The 12,947-nt window shown below is 68.9% G+C and carries 14 protein-coding genes, 2 tRNA genes and 1 pseudogene; 10 read left to right on the top strand and 7 right to left on the bottom strand.

The window, feature by feature from the left end; all coding sequences use genetic code 11:
* Positions 1 to 107 precede the first annotated feature (107 nt).
* Together G5B46_RS01515 and G5B46_RS01520 are read left to right on the top strand one after the other, a co-directional pair.
* Positions 108 to 422: an REDY-like protein HapK gene (locus G5B46_RS01515; protein ID WP_165255454.1), complete on the top strand. Its 315-nt coding sequence runs from the start codon at positions 108 to 110 to the stop codon at positions 420 to 422.
* A gap of 2 nt (positions 423 to 424) precedes the next feature.
* On the top strand, positions 425 to 1,264 hold the full coding sequence (locus tag G5B46_RS01520; RefSeq protein ID WP_165255456.1) for an SDR family NAD(P)-dependent oxidoreductase: 840 nt from the start codon (positions 425 to 427) through the stop codon (positions 1,262 to 1,264).
* Here G5B46_RS01520 and G5B46_RS01525 read toward each other — a convergent pair.
* On the bottom strand, positions 1,261 to 1,905 hold the full coding sequence (locus G5B46_RS01525) for a hypothetical protein (RefSeq protein WP_165255457.1): 645 nt from the start codon (positions 1,903 to 1,905) through the stop codon (positions 1,261 to 1,263). The genes G5B46_RS01520 and G5B46_RS01525 overlap by 4 nt on opposite strands.
* A 184-nt stretch (positions 1,906 to 2,089) precedes the next feature.
* On the opposite strand from G5B46_RS01525, the gene G5B46_RS01530 reads away from it, so the two are divergent.
* A complete protein-coding gene (locus G5B46_RS01530) occupies positions 2,090 to 3,088 on the top strand; it encodes an NADP-dependent oxidoreductase (RefSeq protein ID WP_165255459.1) in 999 nt (332 codons plus the stop codon).
* 102 nt (positions 3,089 to 3,190) lie between these two features.
* On the opposite strand, the gene G5B46_RS01535 is transcribed toward G5B46_RS01530, so the two are convergent.
* The 3 genes from G5B46_RS01535 to G5B46_RS01545 all read right to left on the bottom strand — a co-directional run bounded on the left by G5B46_RS01535 (position 3,191) and on the right by G5B46_RS01545 (position 5,042).
* Positions 3,191 to 4,522 carry an MFS transporter gene (locus G5B46_RS01535; protein WP_165255460.1) on the bottom strand — a complete coding sequence of 444 codons (1,332 nt, stop codon included), beginning with the start codon at positions 4,520 to 4,522 and terminating at the stop codon, positions 3,191 to 3,193.
* 181 nt (positions 4,523 to 4,703) lie between these two features.
* Positions 4,704 to 4,779 (bottom strand) — tRNA-Lys (locus tag G5B46_RS01540).
* Between the two features lie 187 nt (positions 4,780 to 4,966).
* Positions 4,967 to 5,042 (bottom strand) — tRNA-Lys (locus G5B46_RS01545).
* An 84-nt stretch (positions 5,043 to 5,126) separates the two neighbouring features.
* On the opposite strand from G5B46_RS01545, the gene G5B46_RS01550 reads away from it, so the two are divergent.
* The gene (locus tag G5B46_RS01550; RefSeq protein ID WP_165255462.1) at positions 5,127 to 5,465 is read left to right on the top strand and encodes an Hpt domain-containing protein; all 339 of its coding nucleotides are present in this window, start codon (positions 5,127 to 5,129) and stop codon (positions 5,463 to 5,465) included.
* A 29-nt stretch (positions 5,466 to 5,494) separates the two neighbouring features.
* Positions 5,495 to 6,994: a S41 family peptidase gene (locus tag G5B46_RS24800; RefSeq protein ID WP_165255464.1), complete on the top strand. Its 1,500-nt coding sequence runs from the start codon at positions 5,495 to 5,497 to the stop codon at positions 6,992 to 6,994.
* Here the strand turns inward: G5B46_RS24800 and G5B46_RS01560 are convergent.
* Genes G5B46_RS01560 through gcvA form a run of 3 tightly spaced genes read right to left on the bottom strand, consistent with a single transcriptional unit; the run spans position 6,991 to position 8,589 of the window.
* Positions 6,991 to 7,263 (bottom strand): hypothetical protein, encoded by a 273-nt coding sequence (locus tag G5B46_RS01560; RefSeq protein ID WP_165255466.1) that lies wholly within the window; start codon positions 7,261 to 7,263, stop codon positions 6,991 to 6,993. The genes G5B46_RS24800 and G5B46_RS01560 overlap by 4 nt on opposite strands.
* Entirely contained in the window at positions 7,260 to 7,595 is a 336-nt protein-coding gene (locus G5B46_RS01565; protein ID WP_058348794.1) for a chorismate mutase, read from the bottom strand. Before G5B46_RS01565 ends, G5B46_RS01560 begins: the two co-directional genes overlap by 4 nt.
* Before the next feature lie 37 nt (positions 7,596 to 7,632).
* A complete protein-coding gene (gcvA, locus tag G5B46_RS01570; RefSeq protein ID WP_165255468.1) occupies positions 7,633 to 8,589 on the bottom strand; it encodes a transcriptional regulator GcvA in 957 nt (318 codons plus the stop codon).
* Positions 8,590 to 8,880: 291 nt separating this feature from the next.
* On the opposite strand from gcvA, the pseudogene cobA reads away from it, so the two are divergent.
* The 5 genes and pseudogenes from cobA to G5B46_RS01595 form a co-directional block, all read left to right on the top strand.
* Positions 8,881 to 9,660, top strand: a pseudogene (gene cobA, locus G5B46_RS01575) (uroporphyrinogen-III C-methyltransferase); the annotation flags it as partial.
* Positions 9,657 to 10,025 carry a DUF2849 domain-containing protein gene (locus tag G5B46_RS01580; protein WP_165255471.1) on the top strand — a complete coding sequence of 123 codons (369 nt, stop codon included), beginning with the start codon at positions 9,657 to 9,659 and terminating at the stop codon, positions 10,023 to 10,025. The pseudogene cobA and the gene G5B46_RS01580, both read left to right, overlap by 4 nt.
* 8 nt (positions 10,026 to 10,033) lie before the next feature.
* Positions 10,034 to 11,692 carry a nitrite/sulfite reductase gene (locus tag G5B46_RS01585; protein ID WP_165255473.1) on the top strand — a complete coding sequence of 553 codons (1,659 nt, stop codon included), beginning with the start codon at positions 10,034 to 10,036 and terminating at the stop codon, positions 11,690 to 11,692.
* Positions 11,676 to 12,203 carry a DUF934 domain-containing protein gene (locus G5B46_RS01590; protein ID WP_165255475.1) on the top strand — a complete coding sequence of 176 codons (528 nt, stop codon included), beginning with the start codon at positions 11,676 to 11,678 and terminating at the stop codon, positions 12,201 to 12,203. The genes G5B46_RS01585 and G5B46_RS01590 overlap by 17 nt, the downstream gene beginning before the upstream one ends.
* Positions 12,203 to 12,946, top strand: coding sequence for a phosphoadenylyl-sulfate reductase (locus G5B46_RS01595; RefSeq protein WP_165255477.1), 744 nt, complete (start codon positions 12,203 to 12,205; stop codon positions 12,944 to 12,946). Before G5B46_RS01590 ends, G5B46_RS01595 begins: the two co-directional genes overlap by 1 nt.
* Position 12,947 lies beyond the last annotated feature (1 nt).

Here is a 12,947-nt window from a genome sequence, read left to right on the forward strand (position 1 = left end):
TAGGCGGTCACTTCGCTCGCGGCGCTCGCGCCTTTCGGTGCGGCGCTCCAGCGTGCGGCCTCCAAATCTTCACGGCGGCGCCCTGGCCGCAACGGAGGGAGCGCCTCATGGCCGTCACGCGGATTGTCGCCCTGTTCAACCTGAAGCCCGGCGTCTCGGTCGCCGACTACGAAGCCTGGGCCAAGGAGCGCGACCTGCCGACCGTCAACGGCCTCAAGTCCATCGACAAGTTCGAGGTCTTCCGCTCGGCGGCCCTGCTCGGGACCGACGCGCCGCCGCCCTATCAGTACGTGGAGATCATCGACGTCGCCGACATGGACGCCTTCGGGGCGGACGTGGCCAGCGAGACGATGCAGGCGATCGCCGCCGAGTTCCAGGCCCTGGCCGACACCACCTTCATCGTCACCGAGAAGGTGGGTTGAGCATGGCAGGACGCTTTTCGGGCAAGACGGCGGTCGTCACCGGGTCCGGTCGGCGCGGGGGCCTGGGGGAGGCCATCGCACGACGCCTGGCGCAGGAGGGAGCGGCGGTGGTCGTTTCCGATATCGGTCGCTCCGTCGATCCTTCTACGCCTGCCGGCATGATCGGCGGGACGCAGGAGATGGAGGCGATCGCCGCCGATCTGCGCCAGTACGGCGGGTCGGCCAGCATCCGGCCCTGCGACGTGCGTCGCTGGGACGAGGTCCGGGCGCTGGCCGACCATGCCGTGGAAGCCCACGGCTCGCTCGATATCTGGGTCAACAACGCCGGCATCGGCTACATCATGAAGCCGCTGATGGAGGTCCGTCCCGAGGACTGGTCGGCGGTCATCGACGTCAATCTGACCGGCTGCTTCTACGGCCTGAAGGCCGCGGCCGAGGTGATGATCCCGCAGGGCAAGGGCGGCCGCATCGTCAACATCGCCAGCCAGGCGGCCAAGTCGGGCTTTCCCCACGCCCAGGCCTACACCGCTTCCAAGCACGGCCTGGTGGGCCTGACCCGTTCGGCGGCCATCGAACTGGGCGCGCACCAGATCACCGTCAACAACGTCTGCCCCAACCATGTGACCACGGGTCTGGGCGCCTGGCAGAACGAGTACTTCGCCAAGGTCACCGGCGCGGCTTCGGTCGAGGCCTATCTGGCCGCCATGGCCGCCCGCATCCCGCTGGGCCGCCCGGGCAAGCCCGAGGATACCGCCGACGCCGTCGCCTTCCTGTGCTCCGACGAGGCCAAGTACATCACCGCCGAGAGCATGAACGTCTCGGGCGGCGAGGAGCCGCACTAGGTCTCTGGAGCGACCTTGTAGCGGTCGGGGACGACGCTGCGCTGGAGCGAGGCGTCGTCGAAAATGTCCGGCGCGGGCAGGTCGCCTTCGACCACGGTCTTGAGCACGCTCAGGACGGTCTTGTTGTCCTCGTTCTTGAGCTTGAACGTCGTGCCGACGATTACGCCGTTCTGGTCGATGTCGTAGATCCTCACCAGTTCGGCGTCGGCCACGCGGATGCGGTCGACCGGACCGGTCGGGGTCTGCCGCACCCCGACATAGGCCTTTTCAAGAAGCTCGTTGTTGCTGTTCACGCCGCAGGCTGAGCGGGCGTACTGGGGGCCTTCGCGGACCTCGCTGCTGGCGATGTTGAAGATCTTGCCCGTGCCGGCGGCGCAGTCGGCCACGATGCGGTCGGCGGGGGTTTCGACGCGATGCTTTGCGCCGCTATGAAACTCGGCCGACCATTCCACGGTCGGATCCTCGTCCGGCCGCTCGACATTCACCCAGGCATAGGCCGCGTAGGTGGCCTGGGTCGTGCGCGACCGTTCTAGCACGGCGTCGACCTTGGGATCGGTCACGGGCTTGGCGGGCGGCGCGCAAGCCGCGGTCGTCAGGATCAGGCCGGCCGCGAGGGCCAGGCGAGCAGTTGAAGCGAACAAGCAAGATCCCCCGGTTGGACGCGTCGCTTATTTCATGCATCGGCGGCTCTGCTCAAGGTTGCGGCTGAAGACGCACTACGTGTGCGCCGGAAAGTTCGGCTGGTGATGAAACTCGCCGCCGATCGGAGATGGCGGGCCGCCGACGGCTAGGGTCGCCGCTCGTTTTTCCTCCGCGAGCAGCGTCATGAGCAAAACCCTGGAAGTCGTCCTCAAGCGCGTGATCGAGGACGTGCCCGTCGCCGCCGATTTCGAGGTGGTCGAGCGCGTCGCGCCGACCACGGCGCCCGCCGGTCAACTGCTGGTGAGGGTGCTGTACCTGTCGCTCGATCCCTATCTCGGTTCGCGCCTGCGCGGCCGGCACATGGGCGAGCCGCGTCCGGCGCCTGGCGAGATCCTGCCGGGCTCGGCCGTCGCCGAGGTCATCGCTTCGGGCCATCCGGACTTCGCGCCCGGCGACCACGTGATCGGCGAGGCCGGCTGGGCGCAGATCGGCCTGATGGACGCCAAGTTCGCGCGCAAGGTCGATCCGTCTCTGGGCGTCTCCAATCACCTGGGCGTGCTGGGCATGCCGGGCCTGACCGCATGGGCGGGCGTCACGCAGCTGGCCAAGGTCGGCGCCGGCGACGTCTTCACGGTCGATGCGGCCGCCGGCAGCGTCGGCGGCACGGCGGGCCAGATCGCCAGGATCCTCGGCGCCAAGGCCGTCGGGATCGCCGGCGGGGCCGACAAGGTGGCGCAGGTGGTCGAGCGCTACGGCTTCGACGCCGCCGTCGACTATCGCAACGAAGGCTGGGTCGACGAGCTGAAGGCCCTGACCGACGGCGGCCCCACGGTTCACTTCGAGAACGTCGGCCTGCCGATCCTCAATCCGGTGTTCGGCCTGCTGAAGACCTATGGGCGCGTGGTGATCTGCGGCCTGTCGGCTCACTACCACGCCGACGGTCCGCCGCCGCAGTTCGGGCTGGGCCCCATCGTCGGCAAGCGCGCCGCCGTCATGGGCCTGGTGGTCTACGATTTCTATCCGCGCTGGAACGAGTGGGTGAAGACCGCTGAGCCGTGGCTGAAGGAAGGCCGCCTGGTGCAGGTCGAAGACCTGGGCGAGGGGATCGAGTCGGCCCCGGCCCAGTTCGAACGCCTGATGAAGGGCGCCAACACCGGCAAGACGCTGGTGAAGGTGGGCTGAGCTCCACTCTCAAAATAACGCGAGATCCCGGAAAGCCCGAAGGGCTTATCCGGGACCCAGGGGCCGGCGCATCGCGTCGGCCCCTTTGCTTTCTGGCAGGCCTCAAGCTCTCCCGAACTTCGCGTACAGCGCCGCCGCCGCCAGGTTGAACGCCGCCGGGGCATAGGCGAAGGCTACGGCCACGCCGACCAGGGCCGAGCCCGGCTGCGGAGCGCCCGTCACCGCCAGGGCGCTGGAGAAGCCGAAGGCCGATAGCACCAGGCCAGTCAGCAGCGTGCCGCCCAAAGCGAAGCCGATCTTGTCGGCCCCGGTCCACAGCGCCGAGAACACGCCAGCCCGGCTCTCGCCATGCTCGGCCTCGTCCTGGGCGATGACGTCGGAAAGCAGGCTGTAGCCCATCAGGCTCCAGCCCGAATTGAAGAGGGCGAACAGCACGACGACGCCATAGATCGCGCCGAGCGGAGCGCTGGCCATGACGCCCCACAGGGCCTGGACCAGCGCATGGCCCAGGGCGGCGGCGATGTAGACGCGCTTGCGGCCGAAGGCGGTCGACAGCTTGATCCACAGCGGCTGGGCGGCGATGACCACGGCGCTCATCATCAGCACGATCAGGCCGATCTGGGTCAGGGCGTCCTTGCGGCCCATGTTGTAGCTGAGGAAGTAGATCATCGCCGCATAGCCCAGGCCCGAGCCGATCAGTTGCAGTAGGTAGGCGCCAAGCAGCGGGCGGAAGGTCGGATCCACCAGGGCGCTGAGAATCGCCTTCAGGCGCAGCGCCGGCTGGGCGGCCGCCTGCACGACAGGGCGCGGGGAGGCGAGGAAGGCGATCAGCAGGCTGGCGGCGCAGACCCCGGCCAGCACCAGCGACATCTGGGAATAGGCCGGTCGTCCGCCGCCCCAGGTCTGGACCAGCACCGGCGCCAGGGCGTTGCCCACCAGCAGGCCGATGGCCGAGAAGCCCATCCGCCAGGCCATGACCACCGTGCGTTCCTTCGGATCGTCGGACAGTTCGGTGCCGATGGCGAGGTAGGGCACCGAGAACGCGCCGAACACGATCATGTAGAGGCTGAAGGCGCCGGCCACGTAGGCCGCGCTGGCGGTGGGCGAGCCTTCCGGCACGTGGAACAGCAGAGTCAACGCGAGCGGCGCCAGCAGCGCGCCGGCCAGCAGCCAAAGGCGGCGCGGGATCCGGGCCTTCCAACGGTCGGAGACCAGACCCACGGTCAGGTCCGAGATCAGGCCCCAGAACAGCTTGGGAAAGAAGATAGCCGCCCCGGCCAGCGCGGGCTCGACGCCCAGCGCGTTGGTCATGAAGAACAGCAGCAGCAGCGAGGGGGCGTCGCGGAACACCTGGCCGGCGATCTGGCCGGCGCCGTAACCGGCGTGGACGAGCAGGGGTAGACGGTGGGGCGAGGGCGGTTTGGCGGCGGTCATGGCGCGGATCCGTTGACTGGGAACCCGCGACGCTAGGCGCGAAACGCCGCTGCAAGCGGGCGCGCGCGGCGGCGCCCGACAGTCGGACAATCCTTGATTGAAGCTTGGTGATCTGCGCGAGGCAGCGGCGCCGGCCGCTTTCGCGGCCATCCAGCTTCAGATCACAAAATCGAAGAGAGAATGGTGGGTGTACAAGGATTCGAACCTTGGACCCGCTGATTAAGAGTCAGCTGCTCTACCAACTGAGCTATACACCCGTTCGCGTTTCGAAGTCGCTTTCGCGTCCCCGACGGCGAGGCGCGATACATACCCCAAGACGCGGGGAGCGCAATCCGATTTAGACAAGAAGGTGTGGATATATTCGTCGCACCCGGACGAAACGCAGATACGCCAAAGCGCCTCCCCGGGAGGGGAAGTTCTTATCGGATCAAGTATTGAGGAGAATGGTGGGTGTACAAGGATTCGAACCTTGGACCCGCTGATTAAGAGTCAGCTGCTCTACCAACTGAGCTATACACCCATTCGCGATTCCGAAGCGCTGAAGCGTCCCGGCGGCGAGGCGCGGAACATACGCAATGAATTTGAGAGCGCAAGGACTTTTTCGATGGCCAGGCGAGATATCAGTGGAGCCGTGGATTTCGCCTACCTGGAAGGGTTCGCGATGGGCGACGCTGCGGTGATCGAAGAGGTGCTGGCCCTGTTTCGCGAACAGGCCTCGCTGTGGACGCCGATGCTGGATCCCGGCCATCCCGGCTGGCGCGACGCTGTCCATACCGTGAAGGGCGCCGCGCGCGGCGTGGGGGCCAACGCCCTGGGCGAGGTCTGCCAGCGCGCCGAAGACGGCCAGGCCAGCCTCGACGAGGTGAAGACCGCGCTCGATGCGGCGCTGCTCGATATCGCCGCCTATGTGCACGAGCAGGCGCTGAAGTCGCTGAAGGGCTGAGCGTTCATCGGGGGCGGTGGATCGTGGTCGTGAAGAATCGCACCGGCGAGGCGACGCCCAGATTCGCGCTCGCCGTGCTGGCCATGTTCCTGGCTTTTCCGGCGAGCGCCCAGCCCTTGCCGTCGATCGACCTGACGCCCGCCCAGGCGCGCGAGGACCTGGAACTGGCGATCGCCGCCGTCGAGGCGGGGCTGCCGGACATCCATTGGCGACAGTCGCCCGGCTCGTGGCGTCGGGCCAAGGCGCGGGCCAGGGGCGAGGCGCAGGGCGTCGCCGACAGCCGCCAGCTCTATGCGCTGCTTAGGCCGCTGATGAGCCGGACCGGCGAGGGGCACCTGTCGCTTCATCGCAGCGAGGCGCTGATCGCGCGGGAGCGCGCCGAGGGGCGCTTCTTGCCGCTCAACCTGCATTTCAGCCAAGAGGGCGTCTTCGTCATCCGCGGTTTCGGCGAGGCGGCCGATATCGCCCGCGGAACCCGCCTGCTGGCCATCGACGAAGAGGGGGCGGACGTCCTGGTGCGCGAAGCCATGGCCGGTCTGGGCGTCGACGGCGCGATTCCCACGGGAGCGATGCGCGAGGCGGGCGGGCAAGGCTATGCGCGGCTGCGATATCGGCTGCGCGGCCCCGAGGCGAAGTTCCGGCTGAAGATCCAGGCCGGCGACGCCCCGGTCGTCGAGCGCGAGGTCGCCGCGATCGCCCATGCCGACCGGCCCGCGGCGGCGGACGAGCCTGAGGCGTCTTCGCTGGCCAGCCTGGAATGGCTGGACGAGCGCACGGCCTACCTGTCGGTCCCAAGTTTCAGCAATCGGCGCTACCGCGCGGCCGGCGCGAGCTTCGAGCCGACCATCCAGAAACTGTTCGAGGAGATCGAGCGACGCGGCGCGCGCGACCTGATTCTCGACCTGCGCCGCAACGGCGGGGGATCCGAACCGAACGAGAGCATCCTGTTCTCCCACCTCGTCGCCCGACCCATCCGGAAGTACGCCTCGGTGGAGGCGCGAGGGGCAGTGGTCTCGGTGCGCGACCTTTCAGGACGTCGCTACGAGCATGTGGTGTTCGATGACGAGGAACTGGCCCTGCAGCGCGTGGGCGCGGACGGACGCCTCTATCGCCGCGAGGGCCTGATGAGCCGTCCGGCGCCGGCCTCGCCGGTGTTCGGCGGTCGGCTGGTGGTGCTGACGAGCGGCGACACCTTTTCGGGCGGCGCGGAACTGGCCTCGATGCTGCGCCACGCAAGGCGGGGTGTCTTCGTCGGCGAGGAGGTCGGCGGAACCCAGGACGGCAACACCAGCGGCTATGGCTGGGAGCTGGTGTTGCCCAATTCAGGCCTGGAGCTGGACGTGCCGTTGCTGCGCTTCCGGCACGCCTGGCGCGCGCAGGTGCGCGATCGGGGCGTCATGCCGGACTGCCCCGTTCCGCCGCGCGTCGACGAGATCGGCCAGACGCGCGACGCGGCCTGGCGCGTGGCCGTGACCCTGCTGAAGCAGGACTGGAAGAGGGGGCGTCAGGCCCGCTGTCCGGCGCCCTAGTCGAGCGGCGTCAGGTCCTCGAACGCGCCGACCTCGAGGCCCGCGGTCTCCTTGCGGGTGATCACCCTGGTGTCGTAGCCGCGGGCCACGAAGACCCGGATGCCGCGATAGCGCTGGCCGCGCACCGCCGAGATGGTCTCGGTGCGGATCTCCGTGCCGTACAGCCGGTCGTTCAGATAGATTAGGCCTGGACGCAGGTCGTCGTCGCCCTTGGCCGCGGCCTCGGCGGCCATCTCGTCCAGGAGCTTGTCGATCTCTTCCTTGGTCACGCCTCGCCCTTGGTCCGGTCCCAGCTGTCGTATTCATAGGCGATGCAGCGGTCGATCAGCGTGCGCCACACCGGCTCTGCGATGGCTTCCGACAGGCCGGCCTCGCGGGCGGCGGCCTTGACCTTGTCGACCACGTCCTCGATGCGGGCGCGGTCGAACACCTTGGAGCGGTCGGCCTTGATGCGGGCGGCGGCGTCCATATAGCCCTGGCGCTCGGTCAGCAGGGCCACCAGGGCCCGGTCCAGCGCGTCCACGCCCTGGCGGACGTCGAGCATGGTCTGGCAGTCGGCGGGAGCGAGGCGCTCGTCGACGGTGAGAGTCGTCTTGATCATGCGCCCCTTTAAGCCGGTTTGGCTGCGCCGTTCCAGCCTAGATGCCGGCTCCGTTGTCGATGGTCAGCAGGGCCGCTTCGTGGGCGGCCGCCTCGTCCTTCAGCCAGGTCACGAAGGCCTTCACCTGCGGCAGGCGACCCTTGGCCTTGGGGTGGACGACGTAATAGGCGAAGTCGACCGAGGTGGCGATGTCGAACGGGATCACCAGGCGTCCGGCGTCCAGGTCGGCCTGGGCCAGGGTGCGCTTGGCAAGGGCGATGCCGCGGCCGTTGGCGGCGGCTTCGATCACCAGGCTTGACTGGTTGAAGCGCGGGCCGCGGGCGCCGTCGACGCCCTTGATGCCGCGCGCCGCCAGCCACATGGCCCAGTCTGGACACGAATCGTCGGCGTCGGGCGAGCCGTCGTGCAGCAGGATGTGACGCGCCAGGTCCTCGGGCGATTCCAAGGGGTTGTCGGCCAGAAGCTCAGGGCTGGCGACCGGCACCACCGTCTCGTTCAGCAGGCGGGTGACTTCGAGTCCCGGATAGCGGCCCGAGCCGTAGCGGATCGCCAGGTCCACCTCGCCGGCGGCGAAGTCCACGACCTCCATGCCGGCCGACAGCCAGACGTCGACCTGCGGCTGCGCCTGCTCGAACTTGCCTAGGCGCGGCACCAGCCATTTGGCGGCGAACGAGGGGGCGGCGGTCAGGGTCAGGCGGCGGCCGTCGACGGCGGCGGTGAGCAGGGAGGCGGCCTCAGCCAGACGGTCGAAGGCCTCGCGCAGGGCGGGCAGGGCGGTCTGGGCTGCGTCGGTCAGCAGCAGGCCCTTTGGCGTGCGCTTGAACAGGGCCGCGCCGACATAGTCTTCCAGGTTCTGGATCTGCTGGCTCACCGCGCCCGGCGTCACCGACAGCTCGTCGGCGGCGCGGCTGAAGTTCAGGTGACGGGCCGCGGCCTCGAAAGCCCGCAGGGCGTTGAGAGGCGGAAGGCGGCGCCGTTCGGTCTGTCGTTCCATGAGTTTTACTGAACGCCCCGGCAGAAGTCCTTGTTTGCGAATTGGCCTGCCCGCGCCCAGTTTGCAAGCGTTCGCTGATGGATTGGCCCTTTTCATCGGCGAGCGAGAGGCGGGGCGGACCCTAGGGTTCGCCCCGCATTTCTTTTGGATCTTGCGGCGGGGTCGTGGCGGCTCGCGCCGCTTTCGCACGTCCATCGGACGCTTTTAGAGGACCTGGGATCGCGCATGGCGTCGCCCTCTGATCGTAAGGCTGCACCTCGTCTGGTCGCGCTTCGGGGCGGCGAGGGCGAACGCGCCTTGGGTCGGGTGACGTTGGTCGGCGCCGGCCCCGGCGATCCCGACCTGCTGACCATCAAGGCCCTGAAGGCCCTGCAGGCCGCCGACGTGCTGGTGCATGACGGCTTGGTCTCGGGCGAGATCCTCGACCTGGCGCCCCAGGCCCGCCGCATCGACGTGGCCAAGCGCAAGTCGCGCCATACGCTGCCGCAGGACGACATCAACCAGCTGCTGGTGGCGCTGGCCCGCGAGGGGCTGGAGGTCGTGCGCCTGAAGGGCGGCGATCCCTTCCTGTTCGGTCGTGGCGGCGAGGAGTTGTCGGCCTGCCGCGAGGCGGGGATCGACTGCACGGTCGTGCCCGGCGTCACCGCCGCCCTGGCCGCCAGCGCCGGCGCCGGCGCGCCCCTGACCCATCGCGGCAGCGCCCAGGCCGTCACCTTTGTCACCGGCCATGCCGCTCACGGCGAACCCGACCTGGACTGGGCCGCCCTGGCGCGCCCGAACCAGACCGTTGTCGTCTACATGGGCGTCTCGACGGCCGGCCTGATCGCCGACCGCCTGACCGCCGCCGGCCGCGCCGGCGCGACCCCGGCCCTGATCGTCGAGAACGCCAGCCGTTCCGACGAGCGCCGCATCCTGACCACCCTGGCGGGCCTGGCCTTGGCGGCCGAGGGCCTGAAGGGGCCGGCCCTGCTGATGGTCGGCGAGGCCATGGCCATGGCCCAGATTTCAGTTCCCGGCGAGACCGCAACGCTCGCCGTCTTCGAAGTTCAAAACGTGAGTTCGGGCCAATGAAAGCCGTGACCGCCAATCGCCTGATCGACGGGGAGGTCGTCTTCTGGAAGGAAGGCGCGTGGGTGGACGGCTTCGGCGACGCCCAGCTGTTCGACGAGGCGCAGGGCGAAGCCGTCGAGGCGGCCGTCGCCGCTGGCAAGGCCGCGCCGACCGTGATCGTCGATCCCTATCCGATCGACCTCGTGGCCGTCGAAGGCCTTGGCCTGGCTCCGGTCAGCTATCGCGAGCGCATCCGCGCCCTGGGGCCCACCAACGAGCTTCTCCACGGCAAGCAGGCCGAGGGCGGCGCTGTCGTCGAGGCCATCCGTCACGCTTCCGGCGCCGCCCGCTCGACGGGCCGCGTCGACCTGATCCGCCGCAAGTAGGCCGAGCCATGTATCAGTACGACGTCATCGATCGCGAGTTCCTGACGGACCGCTCCAACGAGTTCCGCCATCAGGTCACGCGCCGCCTGGCCGGCGAGCTGACCGAGGACCAGTTCAAGCCGCTGCGGCTGATGAACGGCCTCTATCTGCAGCTTCACGCCTACATGCTGCGGGTCGCCATCCCGTACGGCTCGCTCAACTCCCGCCAGGCCCGGCGCCTGGCCTGGGTCGCCCGCACCTACGACAAGGGCTACGGGCACATGACCACGCGTCAGAACATCCAGTTCAACTGGATCAAGCTGAAGGACGCGCCGGACATCCTGGACGCCCTGGCCGAGGTCGACCTGCACGCCATCCAGACCAGTGGCAACTGCATCCGCAACACCACGGCCGATCCCTATGCCGGCGCCACCGCCGAGGAGATCGACGATCCGCGCGTGTGGTCCGAGGTGATCCGCCAGTGGTCGACGCTGCACCCGGAATTCTCGTACCTGCCGCGCAAGTTCAAGATCGCCATCACCGGCGCCCTGACCGATCGCGCCGCGGTGAAGGTGCACGACATCGGCCTGATCCTGCGCCGGGCCCGCGACGGCTCGCTGGGCTTCGAGGTGATCGTCGGGGGCGGGCAGGGGCGCACGCCCTATGTCGGCCCGACCATCAAGCACCACCTGCCGGCGTCCAGCCTGCTGAGCTACCTGGAAGCCGTCCTGCGCGTCTACAATCGCCACGGCCGCCGCGACAACATCTACAAGGCCCGCATCAAGATCCTGGTCGCCGCGCTCGGCGCCGAGGAGTTCGGCCGTCAGGTCGAGGAGGAATGGGCCAAGATCGATCAGGGCCGCGCCGACCTGGGCGACCTGGAGCTGGCCCGCATCCGCGGCGCCTTCGCCCAGACCCCGTTCGAGACCCTGCCGGCCCGCTCGGAGGTGTTCGAGGCCGCCAAGGCCGCGAGCCCCGCCCTGGCCCGCTTCGCGCGCAACAACGTCAAGCCGCACAAGAAGCCTGGCTATGCGATCGTCGAGGTCTCGCTTAAGGCCGTCGGCCAGACGCCGGGCGACGCCACCGCCGACCAACTGGACGTCGTGGCGGATCTCGCCGAGCGCTACGGCCTGGACGACCTGCGCGTGACCCATGCCCAGAACCTCGTCCTGCCGCACATCAAGCTCGACGACCTGCCGGCGGTGCACGCGATCCTCGAGGCCAACGGCCTGGCGACCGCCAATATCGACCTGATCAGCGACATCATCGCCTGCCCGGGCCTGGACTACTGCGCCCTGGCCAACGCCCGCGCGATCCCGATCGCCCAGGACATCGCCAAGACCTTCGCCGACCCCGACCGGGCCGAGACGATCGGCGAGCTGAAGATCAAGATCAGCGGCTGCATCAACGCCTGCGGCCACCACCACGTGGCCCACATCGGCATCCTGGGCGTCGATAAGAAGGGCGAGGAGTTCTACCAGCTCTCGCTGGGCGGTTCGGGCGCGGAAGACGCCTCGATCGGCAAGATCCTCGGCCCGGCGCTGCCGGCCGACAAGGTCGCGCCCGCCATCGACACCCTGGTCGACACCTATCTGTCCGCGCGCCAGGGCGAGGAACGCTTCCTCGACACCTATCGCCGCGTCGGCCTCGAGCCCTTCAAGGAAGCGGTCTATGCCCAAGCTGATTAAGCTCGTTGGCGAGCAGGCCCAATGGGCTGAGAACACCTTCGTCAACGTGACCGACGAGGACGCCATTCCCGAGGCCGGCGACGTCATCCTGTCGCTGACCCGCTTCCAGGCCGAGGGCGACGCGCTGCTGTCGTCCAACAGCCGCCGCGTCGGCGTGCGCATCGAGCCGGCTGAGGAGGTCGAGGCCCTGGCCTACGACCTGCCGCGCCTGTCGGTGGTGGCCCTGGCCTTCCCGAAGTATCGCGACGGCCGCGCCTATACGTCGGCCCACCTGCTGCGCGAGCGCTTCGCCTATCAGGGCGAGGTCCGGGCCGTGGGCGACGTGCTGCAGGAGCAGGCCGGGTTCATGGTCCGCTGCGGCTTCGACGCCTTCGAGCCGAACGACGGCGCGACGCCGGAAGCCTGGACCAAGGCCGCCAACCGCTTCCGTCACGTCTATCAGCGCGCGGTCGACGCCCGGCCGATCGCCGCCGACGAGCGCGCGGTTCAAGCCAAGGAAGGCGCCCTCTGATGGCCTACGACCAGACCGACGCCGCGCCGACCCTGGCGGCGCGGCTGGACGCCGAACTGCGCGACGCCCATCCGCTGACCATCCTGCGCAAGGCCTACGAGACCTTCGGCGACAAGCTGGCCCTGGTCAGTTCGTTCGGCGCTGAGTCCGCGGTGCTTCTGCACCTGGCCTCGCAGGTCTCGCCGAACATCCCGGTGCTGTTCCTCGACACCGGCATGCTGTTCGGCCAGACCCTCGACTATCGCAAGAGCCTGGCTGCGACCCTGGGCCTGACCGACGTGCGCGACCTGCGGCCCGCCTTCGCGGACCTGGCCGTCACCGATCCTCGGTCGGACCTGTGGCGCACCGACACCGACGCCTGCTGCCACATCCGCAAGGTGCTGCCGCTGGATCGGGCCCTGGAAGGCTTCGAAGGCTGGGTGACCGGCCGCAAGCGCTTCCACGGCGGCGACCGCCTGCGCCTGGCCGTGGTCGAGGAGTCCGAAGGCCAGCTGAAGTTCAATCCGCTGGCCAACTGGAGCAAGGCCGAGCTCGACGCCTACGCGGCCGAGCACAAGCTGCCGGCGCACCCGCTGGTCGCCCAGGGCTTCCCGTCGCTGGGCTGCTGGCCGTGCACCAAGCCGGTGGACGATCCCAACGCCGACGTCCGGGCCGGCCGCTGGCAGGGGCAGGACAAGACCGAGTGCGGCATTCACGTCGCGCGCACGCCGGGCGTCGCCCCCAACGTCGGCGGCGACATCTAGG

It is taken from the genome of Caulobacter sp. 602-2, assembly GCF_011043625.1.
In the GTDB taxonomy this organism is placed as follows: Bacteria; Pseudomonadota; Alphaproteobacteria; order Caulobacterales; family Caulobacteraceae; genus Caulobacter.